The 18,779-nt window shown below is 60.2% G+C and carries 21 protein-coding genes and 1 tRNA gene; 20 read left to right on the top strand and 2 right to left on the bottom strand.

Annotated elements, in window-relative coordinates; genetic code table 11:
- Positions 1–44: 44 nt before the first annotated feature.
- Positions 45–632 carry a cold-shock protein gene (locus JV241A_RS27840; RefSeq protein WP_115088312.1) on the bottom strand — a complete coding sequence of 196 codons (588 nt, stop codon included), beginning with the start codon at positions 630–632 and terminating at the stop codon, positions 45–47.
- 298 nt (positions 633–930) lie between these two features.
- Here JV241A_RS27840 and JV241A_RS18660 point away from each other — a divergent pair, with 298 nt between their 5' ends.
- The 18 genes from JV241A_RS18660 to JV241A_RS18575 all read left to right on the top strand — a co-directional run bounded on the left by JV241A_RS18660 (position 931) and on the right by JV241A_RS18575 (position 14,629).
- Complete coding sequence (locus tag JV241A_RS18660) at positions 931–1,404, top strand: Dps family protein (RefSeq protein WP_115088311.1); 474 nt, start codon at positions 931–933, stop codon at positions 1,402–1,404.
- Between the two features lie 243 nt (positions 1,405–1,647).
- Entirely contained in the window at positions 1,648–1,977 is a 330-nt protein-coding gene (locus tag JV241A_RS18655; RefSeq protein WP_115088310.1) for a ribbon-helix-helix domain-containing protein, read from the top strand.
- Between the two features lie 93 nt (positions 1,978–2,070).
- On the top strand, positions 2,071–2,292 hold the full coding sequence (locus JV241A_RS18650; protein WP_045193542.1) for a zinc ribbon domain-containing protein: 222 nt from the start codon (positions 2,071–2,073) through the stop codon (positions 2,290–2,292).
- Between the two features lie 93 nt (positions 2,293–2,385).
- Positions 2,386–4,161, top strand: a complete 1,776-nt coding sequence (gene aspS / locus JV241A_RS18645) for an aspartate--tRNA ligase (protein WP_115088516.1) — start codon at positions 2,386–2,388, stop codon at positions 4,159–4,161.
- Positions 4,162–4,282: 121 nt separating this feature from the next.
- Positions 4,283–5,029, top strand: a complete 747-nt coding sequence (locus JV241A_RS18640) for a YebC/PmpR family DNA-binding transcriptional regulator (protein ID WP_115088309.1) — start codon at positions 4,283–4,285, stop codon at positions 5,027–5,029.
- Between the two features lie 170 nt (positions 5,030–5,199).
- Positions 5,200–5,724 carry a crossover junction endodeoxyribonuclease RuvC gene (gene ruvC, locus JV241A_RS18635; protein ID WP_045193540.1) on the top strand — a complete coding sequence of 175 codons (525 nt, stop codon included), beginning with the start codon at positions 5,200–5,202 and terminating at the stop codon, positions 5,722–5,724.
- Between the two features lie 108 nt (positions 5,725–5,832).
- On the top strand, positions 5,833–6,441 hold the full coding sequence (gene ruvA, locus JV241A_RS18630) for a Holliday junction branch migration protein RuvA (protein WP_115088308.1): 609 nt from the start codon (positions 5,833–5,835) through the stop codon (positions 6,439–6,441).
- Positions 6,442–7,497 (top strand): Holliday junction branch migration DNA helicase RuvB, encoded by a 1,056-nt coding sequence (ruvB, locus tag JV241A_RS18625; protein WP_115088307.1) that lies wholly within the window; start codon positions 6,442–6,444, stop codon positions 7,495–7,497. It abuts the gene before it with no gap.
- Positions 7,498–7,622: 125 nt separating this feature from the next.
- Positions 7,623–8,078 (top strand): tol-pal system-associated acyl-CoA thioesterase, encoded by a 456-nt coding sequence (ybgC, locus tag JV241A_RS18620; RefSeq protein WP_134063956.1) that lies wholly within the window; start codon positions 7,623–7,625, stop codon positions 8,076–8,078.
- A 2-nt stretch (positions 8,079–8,080) separates the two neighbouring features.
- Entirely contained in the window at positions 8,081–8,776 is a 696-nt protein-coding gene (tolQ, locus tag JV241A_RS18615) for a protein TolQ (RefSeq protein ID WP_010223192.1), read from the top strand.
- 14 nt (positions 8,777–8,790) lie between these two features.
- Positions 8,791–9,243: a protein TolR gene (gene tolR, locus JV241A_RS18610; protein WP_115088305.1), complete on the top strand. Its 453-nt coding sequence runs from the start codon at positions 8,791–8,793 to the stop codon at positions 9,241–9,243.
- A complete protein-coding gene (tolA, locus tag JV241A_RS18605) occupies positions 9,243–10,319 on the top strand; it encodes a cell envelope integrity protein TolA (protein WP_115088304.1) in 1,077 nt (358 codons plus the stop codon). The genes tolR and tolA overlap by 1 nt, the downstream gene beginning before the upstream one ends.
- A gap of 17 nt (positions 10,320–10,336) precedes the next feature.
- Complete coding sequence (gene tolB, locus JV241A_RS18600) at positions 10,337–11,617, top strand: Tol-Pal system beta propeller repeat protein TolB (protein WP_233673389.1); 1,281 nt, start codon at positions 10,337–10,339, stop codon at positions 11,615–11,617.
- Between the two features lie 52 nt (positions 11,618–11,669).
- Positions 11,670–12,167, top strand: coding sequence for a peptidoglycan-associated lipoprotein Pal (gene pal / locus JV241A_RS18595; protein WP_010223188.1), 498 nt, complete (start codon positions 11,670–11,672; stop codon positions 12,165–12,167).
- 6 nt (positions 12,168–12,173) lie between these two features.
- Complete coding sequence (gene ybgF / locus JV241A_RS18590) at positions 12,174–12,998, top strand: tol-pal system protein YbgF (RefSeq protein ID WP_115088302.1); 825 nt, start codon at positions 12,174–12,176, stop codon at positions 12,996–12,998.
- A 158-nt stretch (positions 12,999–13,156) separates the two neighbouring features.
- A complete protein-coding gene (gene queE / locus JV241A_RS18585) occupies positions 13,157–13,804 on the top strand; it encodes a 7-carboxy-7-deazaguanine synthase QueE (protein ID WP_134063954.1) in 648 nt (215 codons plus the stop codon).
- Positions 13,805–13,817: 13 nt separating this feature from the next.
- Complete coding sequence (gene queC / locus JV241A_RS18580; protein ID WP_115088300.1) at positions 13,818–14,492, top strand: 7-cyano-7-deazaguanine synthase QueC; 675 nt, start codon at positions 13,818–13,820, stop codon at positions 14,490–14,492.
- 61 nt (positions 14,493–14,553) lie between these two features.
- A tRNA-Lys gene (locus JV241A_RS18575) sits at positions 14,554–14,629 on the top strand.
- A 134-nt stretch (positions 14,630–14,763) separates the two neighbouring features.
- Here the strand turns inward: JV241A_RS18575 and JV241A_RS18570 are convergent.
- Positions 14,764–16,977: a TonB-dependent siderophore receptor gene (locus JV241A_RS18570; protein WP_134063952.1), complete on the bottom strand. Its 2,214-nt coding sequence runs from the start codon at positions 16,975–16,977 to the stop codon at positions 14,764–14,766.
- Positions 16,978–17,239: 262 nt separating this feature from the next.
- Between JV241A_RS18570 and JV241A_RS18565 the strand changes: the two genes are divergently transcribed.
- The gene (locus JV241A_RS18565; RefSeq protein WP_134063950.1) at positions 17,240–18,133 is read left to right on the top strand and encodes a glycosyltransferase family 2 protein; all 894 of its coding nucleotides are present in this window, start codon (positions 17,240–17,242) and stop codon (positions 18,131–18,133) included.
- A gap of 17 nt (positions 18,134–18,150) precedes the next feature.
- Positions 18,151–18,771: a CatB-related O-acetyltransferase gene (locus JV241A_RS18560; RefSeq protein ID WP_115088515.1), complete on the top strand. Its 621-nt coding sequence runs from the start codon at positions 18,151–18,153 to the stop codon at positions 18,769–18,771.
- Positions 18,772–18,779 lie beyond the last annotated feature (8 nt).

Genomic DNA, 18,779 nt, shown 5'->3' with positions numbered 1-18,779 from the left:
CCGCGATGGGCAGTGATGCCGTCGCGGTTTTTTGTTTCAGCCGATCAGCGCCGTGGGGCGGCGATCACATCCTCGGCCTGCAGGCCCTTGTCGCGGTTCATTACCGAGAACTCGACGCGCTGGCCTTCGACCAGAACCCGGTGGCCTTCGCCACGAATGGCGCGAAAGTGGACGAAGATATCATCGCCCGAATCGCGGGAGATAAAGCCGAAACCCTTGGAGGTGTTGAACCACTTCACCGTACCGGTATCACGATTGGACATGTCGTACTGGGTGTTCTGGCTACGGTTTGCAGCGCTTTTGGCAAAGCCGGCAATCAGGTGCAGGACGGTGGCCAGCAGGGCGCAGGCCAGGGCCGGCAGGTTACCGAGCTCGGGACGGGCCAGCAGGGTCACGGTCTGCAGGATCACGGCAACGACCAGCAAAACACTGGCGGCGCGTTGCAGTTGCTGGCGGGCGCCCCGATAGTGCTGCGGGAGCACGGGAGCGATGACCAGGTTGAGCAGGCCGAAGAGCGCGAGGAAAATCGCCTCCGGTTGCTGCAGGAAGGGAATGGCTTCGGTTCTGAGGCTGGGTATGAAGGACAGCAGCAAGGCTGCAACGCCCGTCAACAGGTGGACGATCTTGAACATGTTGGTTGGCTCACATTGATAAGGCGGATCACAGGAAGAGCTGACTTCACGGCGCGCACGGGTAAAAAAGCGCAAAAACGTGAAATGGGTCAGCCTATGCGCCCGCGTAATGACAATCGGCGCGGGCGGCACGCTGCCTATTTAACAGCAAAGCCCCGGGGTTCTCAAATCAGCGGCCAACCGTGTGTCGCGTGGGCTGCAGCCCTGTGTCGCAGGCACGAGGCTGCAGCCGGTGAAAACTCTTGGTACAGTGGTTTGTAGCCGCTTGATCAGCAAGCGCCAAGGAAAGGGGAACTGCATGGCTATCGATATCGGTATCAGTGAAGAAGATCGCAAGTCCATCGTGGATGGTTTGTCGCGTCTGTTATCGGATACTTATGTTCTTTATCTGAAGACCCACAACTTTCACTGGAACGTCACCGGCCCGGCGTTCCGTACCTTGCACCTGATGTTCGAGGAGCAGTACAACGAACTGGCCCTGGCGGTCGATTCGATTGCCGAGCGTATTCGCGCCCTGGGCTTCCCGGCGCCGGGAGCGTATTCCATCTATGCGCGGCTTTCCTCTATTAAAGAAGAGGAGGGCGTGCCCGCCGCCGATGAGATGATCAAGCAGCTGGTCGAAGGCCAGGAGGCGGTCACCCGTACGGCGCGCAGCATTTTCCCGCTGCTCGACAAGGTCAGCGACGAGCCGACCGCCGACCTGCTTACCCAGCGCATGCAGGTGCATGAAAAAACTGCCTGGATGCTGCGTTCGCTACTTGAAGGCAAGTGACCGGCTGATTTAACGCGCGTTGTTTGAATGCCCGAGCTTCTATATGAGGTTCGGGCATTTTAGTTGGCACGGAAGCACTTTCCGGTGTTTTCAAGTACCGGGTCCAGCGCCGAGTATTCCTACATTCAGAATAACTGCGTCTGCTGGTGCCGGCGCGAGTCACGGCGCTTTATTAAGGGCAAGTTCCCGTGCGTGCCAAACGTCCGGGTTTGTTTCCCTGTTAAACAGTGGCGTGGTACGACTATGTCGGCATGGATGAATCGCACGGGGCGCGCAGCCAGCGTGCCGCACAAGGATGGCATCGATCCTTTCGAGGCAAATTTCAACATGGGCCTGGCCCAGCCGTTATCGCGTTCGGTACGGCTGAACGGTTTTGCCACCTGTCTGCGCCTGGAGGAGATTTACTGGACCATCCTCGAGCGCATTGCCGAGGCGAACAAATGCTCGGTCAATGCGGTGCTGTCGTACGTTGACCGCGAAGTGCACCTGCGCCATGGCGGGGTGAAAAATTTCAGCGGGCTGATCCGCGTGGTCTGCGTGGTCTATCTGCTGGGGGCAAAGGTGGCACGCTAGTCGGTTGCCGGGCTGCACAGCACTCCTTAACCATATATAATCCCGCGCTTTACTGCCTGAACCAGCCCGCGCTGTGGTTAACGAGACACGCCTATGCCCATGTACGACTATCAATGTGCTTCCTGCAATCATCAGTTGGAAGTCCTCCAGAAGCTCAGCGCCGCGCCGCTGACCGATTGCCCGGCGTGTGAGCAGCCCGCATTGAAAAAGCTGATCTCGGCCCCGGGGTTCCGCCTGGGCGGTACGGGCTGGTACGAAACCGACTTCAAGACCGGTGCGAAAAAGAACCTGGCAGGCGGCGACAAGGCCGACTGAGTTGATTGCACCGGCAGGGTCTTGCACTATTAGCCCTTTGGGGCATCAAGGCCTCCACTGAACATACGAATGACGAGAAGCGAAACCACCATCATGATGCGCAGCCATTATTGCGGCCAACTGAACGAGAGCCTGGAAGGTCAGGAAATTACCCTTTGCGGATGGGTCCATCGTCGCCGCGACCACGGCGGGGTGATTTTCCTCGATATCCGTGATCGCGAAGGCATGGCCCAGGTCGTCTTCGACCCGGATCGCGCAGAAAGCTTCGCCGCCGCCGATCGCGTGCGCAGCGAGTACGTGGTACAGATCACCGGCAAGGTGCGTCCGCGTCCGGCTGGCGCGGTCAACGCCAACATGGCGTCCGGCGCCATCGAAGTGCTGGGTTACGAGCTGACCGTCCTGAACGAAGCGGAAACCCCGCCGTTCCCGCTCAACGAATACTCCGATGTTGGTGAAGAAACCCGCCTGCGCTATCGCTTCATCGACTTGCGTCGCCCGGAAATGGCCGAGAAGCTGCGCCTGCGCTCGCGCATCACCACCAGCATCCGCCGCTTCCTTGATGAAAACGGCTTCCTCGATGTCGAAACGCCGATCCTCACCCGTGCCACCCCTGAAGGCGCGCGTGACTACCTGGTGCCGAGCCGTACCCACGCAGGCAGCTTCTTCGCCCTGCCGCAATCGCCGCAGCTGTTCAAGCAGTTGCTGATGGTTGCCGGTTTCGACCGCTACTATCAGATCGCCAAGTGCTTCCGCGACGAAGACCTGCGCGCCGACCGTCAGCCGGAATTCACCCAGATCGACATCGAGACCAGCTTCCTCGATGAGTCCGAGATCATGGGCCTGACCGAAAGCATGATCCGCAAGCTGTTCAAGGAAGTCCTGGACCTGGAGTTCGGCGAATTCCCACACATGACCTTCGAAGAAGCCATGCGCCGCTACGGTTCCGACAAGCCGGACCTGCGTAACCCGCTGGAACTGGTTGACGTTGCCGATCAGCTCAAGGAAGTCGAATTCAAGGTGTTCAGCGGCCCGGCCAACGATCCGAAGAGCCGTGTTGCCGCCCTGCGCGTGCCAGGTGGCGCGAGCATGCCGCGCAGCCGCATCGACGACTACACCAAGTTCGTCGGCATCTACGGTGCCAAGGGCCTGGCCTACATCAAGGTCAACGAGCGCGCCAAGGGCGTTGAAGGCCTGCAGTCGCCGATCGTCAAGAACATCCCTGAGGCCAACCTCAACGTGATCCTCGATCGCGTTGGCGCGGTCGACGGCGATATCGTGTTCTTCGGCGCCGACAAGGCCAAGATCGTCAGCGAGGCGCTGGGCGCCCTGCGGATCAAGGTCGGTAACGATTTCAACCTGCACACCTGCGAGTGGGCACCGATGTGGGTTGTCGACTTCCCGATGTTCGAAGAGAACGACGACGGCAGCTTCACTGCGCTGCACCACCCGTTCACCGCGCCAAAATGCAGCCCCGAAGAGCTGGAGGCCAACCCGGCCACCGCGCTGTCGCGTGCTTACGACATGGTCCTCAACGGTACCGAGCTGGGTGGCGGTTCGATCCGTATCCACCGCAAAGAAATGCAACAGGCGGTCTTCCGTCTGCTGGGTATCGAAGCGGCTGAACAGGAAGAGAAATTCGGCTTCCTGCTCGACGCCCTGAAGTTCGGCGCACCGCCGCATGGCGGCCTGGCCTTCGGTCTGGACCGTCTGGTGATGCTGATGACTGGCGCCCAGTCGATTCGCGAAGTCATTGCCTTCCCGAAAACCCAGAGCGCTGCGTGCGTCATGACCCAGGCCCCTGGCCTGGTCGATGCCAAGGCCCTGCGTGAGTTGCATATCCGTCTGCGCGAACAGCCCAAGGCTGAGTAAGCAGACCCCGGGCGCATCCATATGGATGCGCCTTTGCGTTAAGGCGCATGAATTTCAAGGTCTCGGTCGGGCATGAGCGCGGCCGGGGCGTGGCATTGTTACAAAGGATTCGGAGTGCGTTATGGCTGGTCATTCCAAGTGGGCAAACATCAAGCACCGCAAAGAGCGCCAAGATGCCAAGCGAGGCAAGATCTTCACCAAGTGGATTCGTGAGCTGACCGTTGCCGCCAAGCAGGGCGGCGGCGATCCAGCCTCCAACCCGCGCTTGCGCCTGGCCCTGGACAAGGCGCTGGGGGCGAACATGAGCCGCGACATCATCGACCGGGCGGTTGCCCGCGGTGCTGGCACGGCCGAAGCCGACAACGTCGAAGAGCTCAGCTACGAAGGTTACGGCCCGGGTGGCGTGGCGGTGATGGTCGAAGCCATGACCGACAACCGCAACCGGACCGCAGCGGCTGTGCGCCATGCGTTCAGCAAGTGCGGTGGCAACCTGGGGACTGACGGCTCGGTGGCCTATCTGTTCGAGCGCAAGGGCCAGATCAGCTTTGCCGCCGGTGTCGACGAAGACGCGCTGATGGAAGCGGCGATGGAGGCCGATGCCGACGACGTGGTCAGCAACGAAGATGGCTCGTTCGAGGTCTTCACCTCGTTCAACAGCTTCTATGCCGTGCGCAATGCCCTGGAAGAGGCCGGTTTCAAGGCAGCGGACGCGGAAATCGTCATGCAGCCGACCACCAGTGCCGAACTTGACCTGGACGGCGCGCAGAAGGTGCTCAAGCTGATCGACATGCTTGAAGACCTGGACGACGTGCAGAACGTCTACTCCAACGCCGAGATTCCTGACGAAGTCATGGAACAGCTCGGCTAGTCTCAAGTTGTTCATTCAGGTGGGAGCGAGCTTGCCTCTCGATGCGATTGGGCGGTAGTGCGCAATCGCGGGGCAAGCCCGCTCCTGCCGGCCCGAGGCCGGATCTGCCTGCAGTTGCATTGCACCTGCGAGCCGGTCCGGCTTCTGTTTTTACTATGGCGCAAAGACGTATGACTCTGATTCTTGGCATCGACCCCGGCTCGCGCATCACCGGTTATGGCGTGGTGCGCCATAGCGGTCGTGGCTGCGAGTATGTGGCTTCCGGATGCATCCGTACTGGCGCGGGCGAGCTGCCGGAGCGTCTGCAGATCGTGTTTCGCGGGGTGCGCGAGATCATTCGCCAGCACGGCCCGGTTACCATGGGCATCGAGCGGGTGTTCATGGCGCGCAACGCCGATTCGGCGCTCAAGCTCGGTCAGGCGCGCGGCGCGGCTATTGTCGCCGCCATCGAAGAAGGCCTGGAGATTGCCGAGTACAGCGCCACCCAGGTCAAGCAGGCAGTTGCCGGCACCGGTGGGGCCAATAAGGAGCAGGTGCAGATGATGGTCATGCACCTGCTCAAGCTGACCCAGAAGCCGCAGATTGACGCTTCCGACGCCCTGGCCATCGCCTTGTGCCATGCCCACACCCGCTCAAGCTTGGTGCCCCATGGCCTGGGCACGGCGCGTAGTCGCAGCGGGCGCTTGCGGCTCTGATAGCATCATCCGCTGAAACAAATTTTGCCCGGGCAATGCCTTCGGCCATTGCATTTGCTGTTAGGGTTGACCGGTCGCTTGCCGGTGCCCATGAGGAAGGATCGGAACGTGATTGGACGTTTGCGCGGCACCCTGGCTGAAAAACAGCCGCCGCACCTGATTGTCGACGTCAACGGCCTGGGCTACGAGCTCGAAGTGCCGATGACCACCCTGTACCGCTTGCCCAAGGTTGGCGAAGTGGTGACCTTGCACACCCACCTGGTGGTGCGCGAGGACGCTCATCTGCTGTATGGCTTTCATGAAAAGCGCGAACGCGAGCTGTTTCGCGAGCTGATCCGCCTCAACGGCGTGGGGCCCAAGCTGGCCCTGGCATTGATGTCGGGCCTGGATGTCGACGAACTGGTACGCTGTGTCCAGGCCCAGGATGCCTCGGCCCTGGTCAAGGTGCCCGGGGTCGGTAAAAAGACCGCCGAGCGCCTGCTGGTTGAACTCAAGGATCGCTTCAAGGCCTGGGAAACCTCACCGGCCATGTTTGCCCTTGTGCCCAATGGTCCACTGCCGATTGCCAGCGTCTCCAGCGCCGAGGCCGATGCCGTCAGCGCGCTGATTTCCCTGGGCTATAAGCCCCAGGAAGCCAGCAAGGCGGTGGCCGCCGTGGATGCCAAGGGCCTGAGCAGTGAAGAGCTGATCCGTCGCAGCCTTAAGGGAATGATCTAAGTGATTGAAGCCGATCGACTGATAGCCGCCACCGGGCGCGACCGAGAAGAGGTCCAGGACCGGGCGATCCGTCCATTGCGCCTGGCCGAATACATCGGCCAGCCGGTGGTGCGCGAACAGATGGCCTTGTTCATCCAGGCCGCCCGCGGGCGCAACGAATCCCTCGACCACACGCTGATCTTCGGCCCGCCGGGGCTGGGCAAGACCACCCTGGCCAATATCATTGCCCAGGAGATGGGCGTGTCGATCAAGAGCACTTCGGGGCCGATCCTCGAACGCCCGGGTGACCTGGCTGCCTTGCTGACCAACCTCGAACCCCATGACGTGCTGTTCATCGACGAAATCCATCGCCTGTCGCCCATCGTCGAAGAAGTGCTGTACCCGGCCATGGAAGACTTCCAGCTCGACATCATGATCGGCGAAGGGCCGGCGGCGCGCTCGATCAAGCTCGATTTGCCTCCGTTCACCCTGGTCGGTGCCACCACCCGTGCCGGCATGCTGACCAACCCGCTGCGTGACCGCTTCGGCATCGTCCAGCGCCTGGAGTTCTACAACACCGAGGACCTGGCGACCATCGTCAGCCGTTCCGGTGGCATTCTTGGCTTGCCCATCGAGGACGAAGGCGCCTTCGAGATCGCCCGCCGGGCCCGCGGTACGCCACGGATCGCCAACCGCCTGCTGCGGCGGGTGCGCGACTACGCCGAAGTGCGCGGAAAGGGCCATATCACCAAACCGGTTGCCGACATGGCGCTGAACCTGCTGGATGTCGACGAGCGCGGGTTCGATCACCAGGACCGGCGCTTGCTGCTGACCATGATCGAGAAGTTCGACGGTGGTCCGGTGGGGGTCGACAGCCTGGCTGCGGCCATCAGCGAAGAGCGTCACACCATCGAGGACGTGCTCGAGCCGTACCTGATCCAGCAGGGCTACATCATGCGCACGCCACGGGGCAGGGTGGTGACCCGGCACGCGTACCTGCATTTCGGTCTGAATATTCCCAATCGGATGGGGGAATCGATCACCGGTGAGGGTTTTTCCGCCCAGGCCGATGAGTGACAGATTTATCCAGCGTTTCTGTGGTCCTATCCGCGGGCATGGCTCAGTCACGCTGGCAATACGACATAATCGATGAAAAACAGTTGCCGGGGCGGATTGGCAAGCTGAGGAGTTAGCACTAGAGTATGCGCGCGCAAATTGAGCTAGAGCCGTTCGCACATCGTTGTCGTGTCTATTACGAAGATACCGATGCCGGCGGCGTGGTGTATTACGTCAATTACCTGAAATTCATGGAACGTGCCCGCACCGAGCGGTTGCGTGCCCTGGGCTTTGCCCAGTCGGCAATGGCGCAGGAAAACCTGCTGTTCGTGGTCCATTCCAGCGAGGCGCGCTATCACGCGCCAGCGCGGCTGGACGACGAATTGCGGGTCACCGCGCAAGTGCTTGAATTGAACCGCGCCAGCCTGCGCTTCGTGCAGCAGGTATGGCGCGAAAAAGATGCAACGCTGCTCTGCGAAGGGCAGTTCCTGGTGGCCTGTGTGCGCGCCGATACTTTCAAACCCCGGGCCATTCCCCCAGCGCTGCGCGCGGCCTTTGCCGAGGCGGGCGATCCGGGTACTCATTCAAATGCAGGAGATTAAGCGTGGAAGCTAACGTCGTCGACCATACCTCCATGTGGAGCCTGGTCAGCAATGCCAGCATCGTGGTACAGCTGGTCATGCTGATTCTGGTTGCCGCATCGGTAACGTCATGGATCATGATTTTTCAGCGCAGCACCATGCTGCGCGCCGGTCGTCGTGCGCTGGACAGCTTTGAAGAGCGCTTCTGGTCGGGCATCGACCTGTCCAAGCTGTACCGTCAGGCTGGCAGCAACCCGGACCCGGATTCGGGCGTAGAACAGGTGTTCCGCGCCGGCTTCAAGGAATTCTCGCGTCTGCGCCAGCAGCCGGGCGTCGACCCTGATGCGGTCATGGAGGGCGTTGGCCGGGCCATGCGCGTCGCCATCTCCCGTGAAGAAGAGAAGCTCGAGCAGAGCCTGCCGTTCCTCGCCACCGTTGGTTCCACCAGCCCGTACATCGGCCTGTTCGGTACCGTCTGGGGCATCATGAACTCCTTCCGCGGCCTGGCCTCGGCGCAGCAAGCGACCCTGGCCACCGTGGCCCCGGGTATCGCCGAAGCCCTGATCGCCACCGCGATCGGCCTGTTCGCCGCGATCCCTGCGGTTATTGCCTACAACCGTTTCGCTGCCCGCAGTGAAGTCTTGATCGGCCGTTACTACACGTTCGCCGACGAGTTCCAGGCCATCCTGCACCGTAAAGTGCACACCAGCGAAGAGTGATCAGGTAAAAGCCCATGGCCCGAGTTCGCCACAAACGCAAGCCGGTCGCCGAAATGAACGTGGTGCCATACATCGACGTGATGCTGGTACTGCTGGTGATTTTCATGGTGACCGCACCCATGCTCAACCAGGGCGTGAAGGTCGACTTGCCCAAGGTTTCCAGTGAAGCCTTGCCGCAGGACAACAACACCCAGGTCCTGACCATTTCGATCAAGGCTGACAAGACCTACTTCTGGAACCTTGGCAGCGAGGTCGACACCGACAAGCAGATGGACAAGGCCATGACCTTGCCGCAAATGACCGACGCCGTGACCAAGATCATCAGCGCCGGCCGTGACCAGGGCAAGCAGACCCAGGTCTTCATCCGTGGTGACAAGTCCGTCGACTATGGCGCGGTCATGGGTGCCATGGGCGGGTTGCAGAAGGCAGGTGTCGGTAACGTTGGCCTGATTACCGAGGCGCCCTGATGCAACAGCGAGAGCCATCCGCCTCGGAAAGCTATTTCTGGCCCAGTGTCTGGGCCATTGCGCTGCACGTTCTGGTGTTCGGCATGCTGTTCGTCAGTTTTGCCATGACCCCGGAACTGCCGCCGGCCAAGCCTATTGTCCAGGCAACCCTGTACCAGCTGAAATCCAAGAGTCAGGCGACCACCCAGACCAATCAGAAGATTGCCGGTGAAGCCAAGAAGACTGCTTCGCGTCAAACCGAAGAAGAGCAGATGGAACAGAAGAAGGTCGAGCAGCAGGCAGTGAAGGCTGCGGAACAAAAGAAAGAAGAAGCTGCTCAAAAGGCCGAAGAGGCGCGAGCCGAAGCCGAAGCGAAGAAAGCCGAGCAGGCCGAGAAGGCCGAGGAAGCGAAGAAAACCGCCGAAGCCAAGAAAGCCGAAGAGGCGAAGAAGGCCACCGAGAAGCAACAGGCTGACATCGCCAAGAAGAAGGCCGAAGAGGAAGCCAAGAAAAAGGCTGACGAAGAGGCCAAGAAGCAGGCGGCTGAAGAAGCCAAGAAAAAAGCAGCCGAGGACGCCAAGAAGAAGGCGGCCGAGGACGCGAAGAAAAAAGCAACGGCTGAAGAGGCGAAGAAAAAAGCCGCCGAAGACGCCAAGAAGAAAGCTGCAGCTGATGCAGCCAAGAAGAAGGCACAGGATGCAGCCCGCAAGGCGGCGGAAGACAAGAAAGCCCAGGCCCTGGCCGAGCTTCTGTCCGACACCACCGAACGGCAGCAAGCCCTGGCTGACGAGCAGGGTGATCAGGTAGCCGGCGATTTCGACGACCTGATTCGTGCACGTGCGGCCGAGGGCTGGGCACGTCCGCCTTCTGCGCGCAAGAACATGACGGTGGTCCTGCAGATCGGCATGTTGCCCGATGGCACCATTACCTCGGTGAGCGTAGCCCGCTCCAGTGGTGACGGTCCGTTTGACAGCTCGGCTGTGGCAGCGGTCAAGAACATTGGTCGTTTAACCGAGATGCAGGGCTTGAAACCGAGCGAATTCAATCCCTATCGTTCATTCAAGATGACATTCACACCTGAGGATCTAGCCTTGTGATTAACCTTCTTCGAGGACTGCTGGTTGTTCTCTGCTGTGCAGCAGGGTTGGCCGTAGCAGATGAAAAGAACATCCTGGTCACCAGCGGCAGCGATCGCGCGACGCCGATCGCCGTCGTGCCGTTCGGTCTGCAGGGCGGTAGCGTGCTGCCTGAAGACATGGCTGACATCATTGGTAATGACCTGCGCAACTCCGGTTATTACTCGCCGATCCCGCGGCAGAACATGATCAGCCAGCCGAGCCAGGCCAGCGAAGTGATCTTCCGTGACTGGAAAGCCCTGGGCGCCCAGTACATCATGGTCGGCAGCATCGTCCCTGCGGGCGGTCGCCTGCAGGTGCAGTACGCGCTGTTCAACGTCGCCACCGAGCAGCAAGTGCTGACCGGCAGCGTCTCGGGCAGTGTCGACCAACTTCGCGACATGTCGCACTACATCGCCGACCAGTCGTTCGAAAAGCTCACCGGCATCAAGGGTGCGTTCTCTACCCGCATGCTGTACGTGACTGCCGAGCGCTTCTCGACCAACAACACCCGTTACACCCTGCAGCGTTCCGACTACGACGGTGCGCGGGCAGTAACCCTGCTGCAATCGCGTGAGCCGATCCTGTCGCCGCGCTTTGCCCCGGATGGCAAGCGCATTGCCTATGTGTCGTTCGAGCAGAAGCGTCCGCGCATCTTCGTTCAGCACATCGACACCGGTCGCCGTGAGCAGATCACCAACTTCGAAGGCCTCAATGGTGCGCCAGCCTGGTCTCCGGATGGTTCGCGCCTGGCGTTCGTGCTGTCCAAGGACGGCAACCCGGACATCTATGTGATGAACATGGGTTCGCGCCAACTGTCGCGCGTGACTGCAGGTCCTGGTATCAACACCGAACCGTTCTGGGGTAAAGATGGCTCGACCATCTACTTCACCTCCGACCGCGGTGGTAAACCACAGATCTACAAAACCAATGTTTCCGGTGGTGGTGCAGAGCGGGTAACTTTCGTGGGTAACTACAACGCCAACCCTAAACTGTCGGCGGATGAAAAGACCCTGGTGATGATTCATCGCCAACAAGGTTTCACCAACTTCAAAGTGGCTGCACAAGATTTGCAACGCGGCAGTGTAAAGATTCTCTCGGAAACAAGTCTTGATGAGTCACCCACTGTTGCGCCCAACGGCACCATGCTAATCTACGCCACCCGCCAGCAGGGCCGGGGAGTCTTGATGCTCGTCTCTCTCAACGGACGCGTGAGGCTCCCGCTTCCTACCGCTCAAGGCGAAGTCAGAGAACCGTCCTGGTCCCCTTACCTGAACTGACGCGGCGCTTTACGTTTTACTTAACACACTGGGGTTCATTAGGAGTTTCACGATGGAAATGCTGAAGTTTGGTAAGTTTGCTGCGCTGGCTCTGGCCATGGCCGTAGCTGTAGGTTGCTCCTCGAAAGGCGGTGACGACGCAGGTCAAGGCCAAGTCGATCCTAACGCTGGCTACGGTGCCAACACTGGCGCTGTTGACGGCAGCCTGAGCGAAGAAGCTGCTCTGCGCGCAATCACCACCTTCTACTTCGAATACGACAGCTCGGACCTGAAGCCAGAAGCCATGCGCGCTCTGGACGTTCATGCCAAGGACCTGAAAGGCAACGGCGCTCGCGTCGTGCTGGAAGGTAACACCGACGAGCGTGGTACTCGCGAATACAACATGGCTCTGGGCGAGCGTCGTGCGAAAGCCGTTCAACGCTACCTGGTACTGCAAGGCGTTTCTCCTGCCCAGCTGGAACTGGTTTCCTACGGCGAAGAGCGTCCAGTTGCTACCGGTAACGACGAGCAGTCCTGGGCTCAGAACCGTCGCGTCGAACTGCGTAAGTAATTCGATATGCGAACGTGCCGTCGTGCTGTAACCGTCCTGGCTCTCACCCTGCCTCTCATGGCCTGGGCTGAGGTTCCTGTTGTTGATGACAACGCAGGCTATAGCGGCGCAAGCAGCTATCCGCCTGCGGGTTATGGTACGAACGGCGCCTATGCCGGGGGAGGGGTTACGGCCCCTGCCTCGGCACAGGGCCAGCTGTTCATGCAACTGCAGCAAATGCAGGAGCAGATCGCGCGTCAACAAGGCATCATTGAAGAGCTGCAAAATGATGTGTCACGCATGAAACAGGAGAGCCTGGAGCGTTACCAGGACCTGGATCGGCGTATTGGAAGCGGTGTTGCACCTGCCGCCACTCCTGATAATTCCTCCACCGGTGGCGAAGCCGCCGGTGCCGCTGCAGGCGCTGCCGCTGGTGCTGCCACCGGCCAGCCAGCAGCCAGTAGCGAACCTGGCGATCCGGCGAAAGAAAAGCTCTACTACGATGCTGCTTTCGACCTGATCAAAGCCAAGGATTTCGACAAGGCCAGCCAGGCGTTCAACGCCTTCCTGCGCAAGTACCCGAACAGCCAGTACGCCGGCAACGCGCAGTACTGGCTCGGTGAAGTGAACCTGGCCAAGGGCGACCTGCAAGCTGCAGGGCAAGCCTTCGCCAAGGTCAGCCAGCTGTATCCCAAGCACAACAAGGTGCCGGATTCGCTGTACAAGCTGGCCGATGTTGAGCGCCGCCTGGGTCACACCGACCGGGTCAAGGGCATTCTCCAGCAGGTGGTCACCCAGTACCCGGGGACCTCGGCTGCACAACTGGCCCAGCGCGACTTGCAGAAGCTCTGAGTCGGTCGCTTTAAAAGAAACCCGCGCTAGTCGCGGGTTTTTTCGTTAGAATCACTGCCCTTTTATGAAACACGCTGCTGCGAACTACGCGATGTCGAGTTCTCAGTGGTGCCTGACGGAGGCGGACAGCCTGTTTAGCTGTTACGCCCGTGGCGACTATGCAAGACACATTACGTATCACCGAAGTTTTTTACTCTTTGCAGGGTGAAACGCGTACCGCTGGGCTGCCCACGGTATTCGTTCGCCTCACCGGCTGCCCGCTGCGTTGCCAGTACTGCGACAGCGAGTACGCGTTCAGCGGCGGCAGTATCCGCTCCCTTGATTCGATCCTCGAACAGGTCGCTGGCTTCAAGCCGCGTTATGTCTGCGTAACCGGTGGCGAACCGCTGGCCCAGCCCAACGCTATCCCTTTGCTCAAGCAACTGTGTGACGCCGGTTACGACGTTTCGCTGGAGACCAGTGGTGCCCTGGATATTTCCAGGGTCGATACCCGGGTCAGCCGCGTCGTCGACCTCAAGACCCCAGGCTCGGAAGAAGTGCACCGCAACCGTTACGAGAACATCGAACTGCTGACCCGCAACGATCAGGTCAAGTTCGTCATCTGCTCTCGTGAAGACTATGACTGGGCGGTGTCCAAGCTCATTCAGTACGGCCTGGAAAAACGTGCCGGCGAAGTGCTGTTCTCGCCAAGCCACCATCAGGTGAGCGCAACTGACCTGGCCGACTGGATCGTGGCCGATAATTTGCCGGTTCGCTTCCAGATGCAGCTGCACAAGCTGCTATGGAACGACGAGCCGGGACGCTGACAGGAGCGATGCTATGACTGAGAAACGTGCGGTAATTCTGCTTTCCGGTGGTCTGGACTCGGCCACCGTGGTCGCCATGGCCAAGGCTGAAGGCTACAGTTGCTACACCATGAGCTTCGACTACGGCCAGCGCCATCGCGCTGAGCTGAACGCCGCAGCGCGGGTAGCCCGCGACCTGGGCGTGGTCGAGCACAAGGTCATCGGCTTGAGCCTGGACGGCATCGGTGGCTCGGCCCTGACCGACAGCAGCATCGATGTGCCCGAAGCACCGAGTGAAGGCATCCCGGTCACCTACGTGCCGGCGCGCAACACCGTGTTCCTGTCCCTGGCCCTGGGCTGGGCAGAAGTGCTGGAGGCCCGCGATATCTTCATCGGCGTCAATGCCGTGGACTATTCCGGTTACCCGGATTGCCGTCCGGAGTTCGTCGAGGCTTTCGAGCGCATGGCTAACCTGGCGACCAAGGCCGGTGTCGAAGGGCAGGGCTTCCGTATCCAGGCGCCGCTGCAGAACCTGAGCAAGGCGCAGATCGTCCAGGCCGGCATGGCCCGCGGGGTTGACTACAGCCTTACCGTTTCTTGCTATCAGGCCGACGATGAAGGCCGCGCCTGTGGTAAATGCGACAGCTGCCGCCTGCGCGCCGACGGCTTCAAAGCTGCCGGTGTAGAGGACCCGACCAGATATTTTTAAATTATTTTGCGATGGGGTGTTGATTTCCTGTTAGAAATCAGTATTATACGCGCCATCCAACGGGTCGTTAGCTCAGTTGGTAGAGCAGTTGGCTTTTAACCAATTGGTCGTAGGTTCGAATCCTACACGACCCACCATACGCTGTAAGAAAAAGCCCGCGTCCTGCAAAGGTCGCGGGCTTTTTCGTTTCTGTGGGAGCGGGCTTGCCCCGCGATTGCGATATGAAGGACATACGCAATCGCGAGGCAGGTTGCACCCTCGCTCCTACAAATCAGAACGCATAGGTCGCCGAGAGAATCGCCGAACGCGCATCGCCATACTCGATGGCCGAAGAACGCGCATCGGTGCCGTTCTGCTGGCGTACACGCTCGACATAGTCCTTGTTGAACAGGTTGTTGACGTTCAGCTGCAGGTCGAGGTCTTCGTTGACCCGGTACGCCACCATGGCATTGTGCAGCCAGTAGGCGTCGAGCTTGGCGCTGGTGCTGGAGGTCACGTTGCGTTCGCTGACATAGCGCGCGCCATAGCCGAGGGTCCAGCCAGCCGGCAGCTCGTAGGTGGTCCACAGGTTGAGCGAGCGTGGTGGGGTGTTGCCCAGCGCCTGGCCTTCACGGGCGATACCGGCTGCGGTGTTGGCGGCCTTGAGGGTTTCACTGTCGAGGAAGGTGTAGTTGGCGAACACGTCCCACTGCTCGGTGATGTGCCCGGTCACGCCGACTTCCACACCCTGCACGCGTTGCTTGCCGGCCAACTGGGTCGAGCCGTCGGCCATGGTTTCGCGGGCGTTGGTCTTCTCTACGCGAAACACGGCCGCGTCCAGTTCCAGGCGCTTGTCGAGCAACTCCCACTTGGTCCCCAGTTCCCAGGTCTCGTTTTTCTCCGGGGCCAGGTTTTCGGTGGTAGCACTCAGGCCGCCGCCGGTAGAGGCCAGGCTCTCGGCGGAGGGGTTGAAGGAGTTGCCCCAGGCCAGGTAGATACGGCCGTTCTCGGTGGGTTTGTAGACCAGCCCGGCACGCCCGCTGAGCTTCTCGTCGGTGGACTCGAAGTCGGAGGTGCGCACATGTGCAGCGTCGTAGCCTTGGGCTTCGCCCTTGAACTTGTCATAGCGCAGGCCCAGGTTCAGGTCCCATTGCTCATGCAGGGCGATGGTGTCGAACACATACAGCGCCTGGTTGGTCAGTTCGGTGTCGGTGTAGCCGCTGGTGGCCTTGTTGGCGGGCCCCGACCAGTGTCCTGGCGGGTTGCTCAGGTCGTAACCGTTGGCTGGATACAGGGCGTTGCTGAGCCCGTAGCCGTAGGTTTTCAGGTCCATGGTTTCGCGTGACACTTCCATGCCGCTGACCAGGTCGTGACGCATGCCCAGCAGGTTGAAGTTGCTGATCAGGTTGGTCTGGTTGATCCACATTTCGGTGGTTGCGTCGCGGCCATAGCCTTGCGGGCCTGCGGGGCGGTAACGGCCCGGGGGGACGCCGGTGGTGTTGACGTGGGAAGCGGACACCGTGGTATCGCGGGCGATGTGGCTGTAGCGCGTGAGGTTTTGCAGGCGCAGGTTATCGTTGAAGTCGTGCTCGAAGTTGGCGGTGAATGAGCTTTGCTCGATCTCTTCCTTGTCGAGGTTCTTCCAGCCGAAGTAGTCCTCGCGGTTTACCCCCGCCAGGCGTTTGCCATCCAGGGCCGGCACACCGTAGTCGGGCAGATTGTCATCGACCTGGTGGAAGGCGCTCAGGGTCAGGCGCGTGGATTCGCTCAGGCCCAGGCGCAGGGAAGGGGCGATACCCCAACGCTCGCGGTCGATCTGTTCGCGGCCGGCCACGTCGTTCTGGTGGCCCATGAGGTTGATGCGAAACGCGCTGTCTTGCCCCGCGCCTTCCAGTGGCTGGTTGCTGTCCAGGGTCATGCGGTAGTAGTTGTCGGTGCCGACGCTGCCGCCCAGGCGGGTGAAGGCCTGGTCCTGGGGCTGCTTGCTGATGATGTTGATGCTGCCGCCGGTGGTGCCGGCGCCGCCGAACACCGAGTTGGGGCCTTTGATGACTTCGACCTGCTCGACATTGAACGTATCGGTACGGTTGGTCTGGGCGCTGTCGCGCAGGCCGTCGATCTGGATGTTGCTGTTGGCCGAGAAGCCGCGGATGTTGATGCTGTCGCCCGAACCGCCACCGCCTTCACCGGCGTTGAAGGTGATGCCGGAGACGTTGGACAGTACCTGGCGCAGGCTCAGCGCCTGCTGCTCCTTGATCACCTGGGAGGGCACCACGGTAATGGTCTGCGGGGTGTCGAGCAGCGGTGTGGCGTATTTGCTCGAGGCCGAGCGTTCGGTCTTGTAGTCGCCGCTGGCCTGGGCATCAATGTTGATGTTACCCAGCTCAAGAGGCGGGCTGGAAGTCTGCTCTGCGAGCGAACAGCTCGATGCCGAAGCGACGGCCAGGCCCAGTGCTGAAGCCATGAAGGAGTGTGAAGAACGGCTACGGGCAATTTCGCAAGTCATGTAAGGTGTCACCCAGGGATAAATAAATGCAAGTGTTTATGAGAATTATTAGCAGTTGCAATTTAATGATAATCTCTCCGGCTGTATTCTTTTCAGTATTTAGATGTTTCTGAATATTTCTGGCTGCGGGCGCATCGGCTGACACCGAGGTGCCGCCGCATCATGACAATGGCGACGAGTTCCAGCATGATGGTGGCCACTTTTTGATTCAGACGATCAGCAACAGCCTCCACAGGGAGGCCGGCGCGAGGCATTACCCGCAATGACCACCGAGCATCTGCAGCCGCTCTCCCAGCCACTGGCATCGCAGCTGCTGGTTTCCATCGTTGCTCCTTGCTACAACGCCGAGAAGTACCTTGAGGCTGCGCTGCAAAGCATCTTTGCCCAGGACTACTCCAACTTCGAAGTCATCATTGTTGACGATGGCTCGACGGACAACAGCCTGGCGATGCTCCGGGCGCTGCAGGATACTTACGATTTCAAGCTCCTGACCCAGCAGAACCAGGGCGTCAGCGCTACGCTGAACAACGGCCTCAAGCATGCCAGGGGTGTGTATGTTTCCACCCCGGATCTGGACGACATCATGCTTCCCCATTCGCTCAGCGTCAGGGCCAGGTATCTGGATGAGCACCCGAAAGTGGGCTGCGTAGGTGCCCTGGTCGCTTATATGGACAGCGACGGTGCCGAGATCAAGGCCCAGCACCGTACCAAGGTGAAGAAGTTCAGCTTCGATCAGATCATCAGCGAAGCGGTGGTCATTGGCGCCCCCGGCGCGTTGTACCGCATGGAGGCTTTGCAGGCGGCGCAGTTTTACGACCCGAACATCAAAGTCCAGGATTTCCAGATAACGCTCAGAATTGCCAGCAAGGGTTACGAGATTCACGAGTTGCCCATCTGTGTCACCCGTTACCGTCGACACCCCAATAACCTGTCTCGAAGGTTCAAGGTGTTGCTCGATGCCGATATGCTGGCAATGGCGCCTTATCAGGCGCATCCCGGTTACCAGAAGGGCAGGACGGTGCTGGTCAACAAGGCATTGAAGTATGCGGTGGTTGCCGACAAGAAGTTCGCCTGGAGCCTGTTACGCACGATTCCGTTGCGCAATTACAACCGTACAACGCTCAAACGCTTGAAACGCCTCGTACTGCACCGTTGATCAGCAAGGACCCCTTTGTGAAGTTATTCGACCTCTTGAAACAGCGTCGGGAGCGCAAGCGATTGCGCTCGATGGACAAGCTCGAGCGCGCTGCAGAAAAAATCAGGCTGCGCTATCCCCGATACAGTGTCGGGGTAGGCACCTATGGCATTCCGGAAGTCGTCGAATTTGGCGATGACACTGTACTGAAAATTGGCTCCTACACCTCGATCGCGGCGGGGGTACAGATTCTGCTGGGCGGTGAGCACCGTACCGACTGGCTGACCACCTACCCGTTTCCGGCCATGGTCGATGCCGTCAAGGACATCAAGGACTATGCGCCCAGCAAAGGCGATGTGGTGATCGGCAGTGATTGCTGGATCTGCACCAACGCGGTGATCCTCTCGGGCGTGACCATCGGCCACGGCGCAATTGTCGCCGCCGGAGCGATGGTCTCCCGCGATGTGCCCCCTTTTGCGGTGGTAGGTGGCAACCCTTGCAAGCAGATCAGGTGGCGGTTTGACGAAGACGTTCGCAACATCCTGCTGGAATCTGCCTGGTGGGACTGGCCTATGGACGAAGTCAAGGCGGTATCGAGGATGCTCAGCAGTTCGGACCTTGACAGCTTTCTTGCCTACATCAAAGCCCGCAACGGCTGACAGTCGTC

This window comes from Pseudomonas sp. JV241A (assembly GCF_900275665.1).
Taxonomy (GTDB): domain Bacteria; phylum Pseudomonadota; class Gammaproteobacteria; order Pseudomonadales; family Pseudomonadaceae; genus Aquipseudomonas; species Aquipseudomonas wadenswilerensis.
This window is presented reverse-complemented; position numbering and strand designations above follow the sequence as displayed.